The sequence below is a fragment of the Planomonospora algeriensis genome (assembly GCF_977012225.1).
In genome coordinates this window covers 1-5,291 of the sequence record NZ_CDRNDK010000424.1, presented here as the reverse complement: position 1 = coordinate 5,291, position 5,291 = coordinate 1, and the positions used below count along the sequence as shown (strand labels likewise).

The following is a 5,291-nucleotide window of genomic DNA, read 5'->3' as shown; positions in this document are numbered from 1 at the left end:
AGCGCGTTGAAGCCGGCCGGTCCCGCCGGGGGTCCCGGCTCGGGCCCCGCGCCCGGCCGCGTTCCCGGTTCCGCGCCTGGTTCCGGGCCCGGCCCCGTGTCCCGCCCCTTGCTCGGTTCCGTGTCCGGTTCCGTGTTCGGCCCCCTGTTCGGCCCCCTGTTCGGCATGGCAGCAGTACACACACCGGCCCCGGCATGCCTCTTCGGCGGATCCTGACCAGAGACGCCCGGCTCCGCGGCAGATGCTGCCAACGGACGTGTCCGGGGATCCGTCCCCGTGCTGTGACCGTCCACTCCCGTCACCCTTCCCGGAACCGTCGCGGTCAGCGCCTAGACTGGGCGGCATCATGACTTCTCTCTCCCTCATCGGCGGGCACGTCTCCGTCACCGGAGGCCTGGCCAAGGGCGGGCTGCGGTCCGCCGCGGACATCGGCGCCGAGATGATCCAGGTGTTCGTCACCAACCCCCGCGGCTGGGCCCTGGCCGCGGGCGACCCGGCCCAGGACGAGCTGCTCCGCGCGTCGGGCACGGTGACCTTCGTGCACGCCCCCTACCTCGTCAACCTCGGCACGCCCAGCGCCGACACCCTGGAGAAGTCGGTGGCGACCGTACGGCACGGCCTGCTGCGCAGCGCGGCCATCGGCGCCAGGGGGCTGGTCGTGCACACCGGGTCGGCGGTGAGCCAGACGCGCGACGACGCCCTGCGCCAGCTGCGCGAACACCTGCTCCCGCTGCTGGAGGAGCTCCCCGACGACGGCCCCGACCTGCTGCTGGAGCCGATGGCCGGGCAGGGCGGGATGCTCTGCGCGACCGTTCAGGAGCTCGAGCCCTACCTGGCGGCGCTCGACTGGCACCCGAAGGCCGGCGTCTGCCTGGACACCTGCCACGCGTTCGCCGCCGGCCACGACCTGTCGACCGCCGAGGGGGTGCGGGAGACCCTCGACTGCCTGCACGCGATCGCACCGGGCCGGCTCCGGCTGATCCACGCCAACGACTCCAAGGACGTCTGCGGCTCCAAGAAGGACCGGCACGAGAACATCGGGGCGGGTCACATCGGAGCCGAGGCGTTCGCCGAGCTGATGCGCCACCCTGCCGCCGCCGGGATCCCGCTCTGCATCGAGACCCCCGGTGGCGCCGACAAGCACCGCGAGGACATCGAGCTGCTGAAGAAGCTCCGCGACGAACTCTGACGGCTCCCGGCCCGCGCCCCGGCGGCGCCGGGGCACCCCGCCGCCGGGGATGCGAGGGACGCCCGGCCCGTGATCCGGCCGCCCCCGTGGGGCCGGATCGCGCTTCGGCCCGCGAGCCGTCGCGGGCGTCCCCTCTCGTACCGGAGACCGCCGGACCCTCCCCCCCCGGGTTTCAGGGTCCGGCGGCCGGTCGGCCGTTCACCGCCGTCCATCCGGAACCCCGCCCGCCAGATCCTGTGAGCCCTGCGGCTCCGTCCCCCCTGGCCGGGCGGATCGACTCTCCGATGCAGGAACACTATGGGGGCGCTGATCAGGGGAAACCGGCTTTCGGAGCAGCGCGTTGAACGGCGTGTAGTTATCGGTGTGCGGAGAGTCGCGACACGACGAGCGGTCATCAGGCCGCGACGAACGGTCGTCCGCACCGCCGGAAGACTCCACAACCACCATCACCGGCTCATGTCCTGGCGGCCGGCGGCCGATCCCGGAACTGGCGGACCAGCTGCTCGCGGACCTGCCGGGCATGGCGGCGGCTGATCGGCAGCGTCTCCGCGCCGACCTGGAGCACGGCCCTGCCGCCGTCGAAACGCATCTCCTTGACGTGCCGCGCCGAGACCAGCGTGCTGCGGTGGATGCGGATGAACCCCGCGCCGGACCAGCGCCGCTCCAGCGCGGCCAGCGACATGCGGATCAGGTAGCTGCCGTCGACGGTGTGCAGCCGCACGTAGTCTCCCCGGGCCTCGGCGAACCGGACCGACTGCCGGGGGACGAAGCGGGTCCGCCCGCCGAGCTCGACCGGGATGACGTCCTCCGGGCCCGAGGCGGGGGCGGCCGCCGACGGCAGCGCGGCCTCCAGCCTCCGCACGGCCTCCGCCAGCCGGTCGGCGCGCACCGGCTTGAGCACGTAGTCCACCGCCTCCAGATCGAACGCCTGCACGGCGCACTCCTCGTGGGCGGTGACGAAGACCAGGCGCGGCGGCCGGGGGAAGCCGGTGACCAGCCTGGCCAGGTCCAGGCCGTCGAGACCGGACATCCGGATGTCGAGGAAGACGCCGTCCAGCCGTTCCCCCGTGCCGATCATCGCGACCATGTCCTGGAGCGCCCGGACGCGCCGGAGGCGGTGGAGACGTGCTCGATGCGGGGATCCTGGCGGAGCAGGCGGGCCAGCTCCTCCAGGGCGGGGATCTCGTCGTCGACGGCCAAGACACGCAGCATGGCCCACACGTTGCCCACTGGGCACCCGGCCCGCAAGCGATATGCCGAACAATGGGTGAAGATTCGGCTACAACGAGTCATTTCCTCGGCCGGGCCCCGGGGAACGCGAGGCCGCGGGGCACGCGTCCGGCGGCCCACCGACGCGTCCGAACCGCGCAGAGCGGCGTCCGGTGGCCCGCCGACGCGCCCGGACCGCGGTGGACGGCGTTTCCGGACGGAGTGGAGCCCGCCCGCCGCGCCCGTCCCGCTCTCCGGATCAGGGCGGGCCTTCGCCCGCTTCCTCCTGGTAGGAGTAGCGCTGCTCCCGCCACGGATCGGCGATGTTGTGGTAGCCGCGCTCCTCCCAGAAGCCGCGCCGGTCCTCCACCAGGTACTCCACGGCACGCACCCACTTGACGCTCTTCCACGCGTACAGGTGCGGGACGACCGCCCGGACCGGGTAGCCGCGTTCCGGGGAGATGGGGTTGCCGTCCAGTTCCATCGCCAGCAGGGTGTGCTCGCGGGCGAAGTCGCTCATCCTGACGTTGGCGCTGTAGCCGTACTCGCCCCAGATCATCACGTGCCCGGCCGTGGGCGCGGGCGGGGCGATCTCCAGCAGCGTGGCCGCCGACACCCCGGACCACTCGTTGCCCATGATCGAGAACTTGGTGACGCAGTGGAAGTCCGCCAGGACCGTCGTGCGGGGCAGCGCGGAGAAGCGCTCCCAGGAGAAGCGGTGCGGCTCGCCCGAGGCGGTCGCCCCCATGACGTGCAGCTCCCACGTCGCCGGACGGAAGGTCGGCACCCTGCCGTAGTGGATCACCGGACGCCCTCTGGGGACGTACTGCCCGGGGGGCAGGCGGTCCTCCTCCAGCGGATCCTGGGTCCGATCCACCATCACTCCCCTCGCCGTTTCCCCGTTGGCACGGGGCAATCCTGCCACCGCCCGTTTCCCGCCGGGCGGGCGGCTCCCTCTTTGCCCCGCCGCCGCGGGCCGCCGGGCCGGACGTTCCGACAGATGAGACGGGAGCGCCCGCGAGAGCGCGGGTGCGCTAGCATTCCCGGCGATGCGTACCGTGTTCTGGTTTTGGTATGGCGACGGACCCGTGGGTCGGACCGTTCGCCTCCAGACGCTGCGCTGACAGCCAGGCGAACGCGAAGGCCCCGGGTCCGGATTTCGGACCCGGGGCCTTTTCGTTTTCCCGCCGGCCGTTCATCCCGACCGCTCACCAGACCGTTCACCCGGACCGTTCACATCGAGGAGAGACATGGTCATCGTCATGGCCCCCGAGGCCACCCAGGAAGACATCGAGACGATCGTGGAGATCATCACCGCGGCGGGCGGCAGCGCGTTCGTCAGCCGGGGCGTGAGCCGTACGATCATTGGTCTGGTCGGTGACGTCGCCCAGTTCAGCGCATTGAACCTGCGCGGTATGCGGGGGGTGGCGGACGTGATGCGGGTGACCGCGCCGTACAAGCTGGTCAGCCGCGACAACCACCCCGAACGTTCCACGGTCCGCGTCGGCGGCGTGCCGATCGGGCCGGGCACGGTGACGCTGATCGCCGGCCCGTGCGCGGTGGAGACCCCCCAGCAGACGCTGGAGGCCGCCGAGATGGCCAAGGCGGCCGGGGCCACCCTGCTGCGCGGCGGCGCCTACAAGCCGCGCACCTCCCCCTACGCCTTCCAGGGCCTGGGCGCCGACGGGCTGCGCATCCTCGCCGACGTGCGGGAGGCCACCGGGCTGCCGATCGTCACCGAGGTCGTGGACGCCCACGACGTCGACCTGGTCGCCTCCTACGCGGACATGCTGCAGGTCGGCACCCGCAACGCGCAGAACTTCGCGCTGCTCCAGGCCGTCGGCGGGGTCGGCAAGCCCGTCATGCTCAAGCGCGGCATGAACGCCACCATCGAGGAGTGGCTGATGGCCGCCGAGTACATCGCCCAGCGCGGCAACCTGGACATCGTGCTGTGCGAGCGCGGGATCCGCACCTTCGAGACCGCCACCCGCAACACCCTGGACGTCTCGGCCGTCCCGGTCGCCCAGCGCCTGTCGCACCTGCCGGTCATCGTCGACCCGTCCCACTCCGGCGGCCGCCGCGACCTGGTCCTGCCGCTCACCCGCGCCGCCATCGCGGTCGGCGCCGACGGCGTGATCATCGACGTCCACCCCCATCCGGAGCAGGCCCTGTGCGACGGTCCCCAGGCCCTGGTCAACGGGGACCTGCGGGAGCTCGCCCGGGTGATGCGCCAGCTTCCGCCGCTGCTGGGCAAGAGCGCGGTCGGCGACACCCTGGCCTCCGCCTGACCCGAGCCGCCGGCCGACCGACGGCTCCGACGGCTCCGACGGCTCCGACGGCTCCGACGGTGATGCGCTAGACGAGGTGATTTTTCACCACTCACCACACTTGTTCACTATTAGTAGCTGATTGGTAACTATATGTGTTCAAAGTACGAGTGGCGGGTATTGAGGTTCCGGGACCGGCTCCGTCCCCGCCGAGAGGCGGCCAGGAGGGAGCCGGAGACGATCGAGTTCCGGTCCACGGTGGGCCGGACGGAGAAAGGAAACCCAGTTCCATGAGCAAGACCTTGTCTCGCATCGCGCTCACCGGTGTCGCCGCGGCCGCGCTGGTGCTCTCCGCCGCCTCCGCCGCCCTGGCGGGCGGCTACCAGACCGGTGGCTGCGGCTACGGCGGCTTCGGCTTCGGCGGCTACGGCGGCAACTCCTACTACAACGCCAACCAGTCGGCCGCCGGGCCGCAGGGCGCCGCCAACACCAACCTGTGCACCGGCACCGGAGGCGGGCTCTACGGCGGTCTGTGGTAGGTCGCCGGTTCTCCTTGCCGCGCGCAGGCGGGGCCCCGTCCGATCCGGACGGGCCCTGCCCCTCGCTCGCCCCTCGCTCGCCCCTCG

Annotated in this window: 6 protein-coding genes; 3 read left to right on the top strand and 3 right to left on the bottom strand. The window is 72.1% G+C overall.

Features of this window, described 5'->3' with window-relative positions; genetic code table 11:
• Positions 1-346: 346 nt before the first annotated feature.
• Positions 347-1,189 carry a deoxyribonuclease IV gene (locus ACWJ6R_RS29345; protein ID WP_449065336.1) on the top strand — a complete coding sequence of 281 codons (843 nt, stop codon included), beginning with the start codon at positions 347-349 and terminating at the stop codon, positions 1,187-1,189.
• A gap of 454 nt (positions 1,190-1,643) precedes the next feature.
• Here ACWJ6R_RS29345 and ACWJ6R_RS29340 read toward each other — a convergent pair whose 3' ends face one another.
• From ACWJ6R_RS29340 to ACWJ6R_RS29330, 3 genes are all read right to left on the bottom strand, one after another.
• A complete protein-coding gene (locus tag ACWJ6R_RS29340) occupies positions 1,644-2,276 on the bottom strand; it encodes a LytR/AlgR family response regulator transcription factor (RefSeq protein ID WP_449065335.1) in 633 nt (210 codons plus the stop codon).
• Positions 2,264-2,401, bottom strand: coding sequence for a hypothetical protein (locus ACWJ6R_RS29335; RefSeq protein ID WP_449065334.1), 138 nt, complete (start codon positions 2,399-2,401; stop codon positions 2,264-2,266). Before ACWJ6R_RS29335 ends, ACWJ6R_RS29340 begins: the two co-directional genes overlap by 13 nt.
• Before the next feature lie 256 nt (positions 2,402-2,657).
• A complete protein-coding gene (locus ACWJ6R_RS29330; protein WP_449065333.1) occupies positions 2,658-3,278 on the bottom strand; it encodes a sulfite oxidase-like oxidoreductase in 621 nt (206 codons plus the stop codon).
• A gap of 370 nt (positions 3,279-3,648) precedes the next feature.
• Here ACWJ6R_RS29330 and aroF point away from each other — a divergent pair, with 370 nt between their 5' ends.
• Positions 3,649-4,686, top strand: a complete 1,038-nt coding sequence (gene aroF / locus ACWJ6R_RS29325) for a 3-deoxy-7-phosphoheptulonate synthase (RefSeq protein WP_449065332.1) — start codon at positions 3,649-3,651, stop codon at positions 4,684-4,686.
• Positions 4,687-4,955: 269 nt separating this feature from the next.
• Entirely contained in the window at positions 4,956-5,204 is a 249-nt protein-coding gene (locus ACWJ6R_RS29320) for a hypothetical protein (protein WP_449065331.1), read from the top strand.
• Positions 5,205-5,291: the final 87 nt, after the last annotated feature.

Coding starts and splice junctions, on each gene's coding strand:
- ACWJ6R_RS29345 (WP_449065336.1), top strand. CDS start 347: ATGACTTCTCTCTCCCTCATCGGCGGGCACGTCTCCGTCACCGGAGGC.
- ACWJ6R_RS29340 (WP_449065335.1), bottom strand. CDS start 2,276: ATGGTCGCGATGATCGGCACGGGGGAACGGCTGGACGGCGTCTTCCTC.
- ACWJ6R_RS29335 (WP_449065334.1), bottom strand. CDS start 2,401: ATGCTGCGTGTCTTGGCCGTCGACGACGAGATCCCCGCCCTGGAGGAG.
- ACWJ6R_RS29330 (WP_449065333.1), bottom strand. CDS start 3,278: ATGGTGGATCGGACCCAGGATCCGCTGGAGGAGGACCGCCTGCCCCCC.
- aroF (WP_449065332.1), top strand. CDS start 3,649: ATGGTCATCGTCATGGCCCCCGAGGCCACCCAGGAAGACATCGAGACG.
- ACWJ6R_RS29320 (WP_449065331.1), top strand. CDS start 4,956: ATGAGCAAGACCTTGTCTCGCATCGCGCTCACCGGTGTCGCCGCGGCC.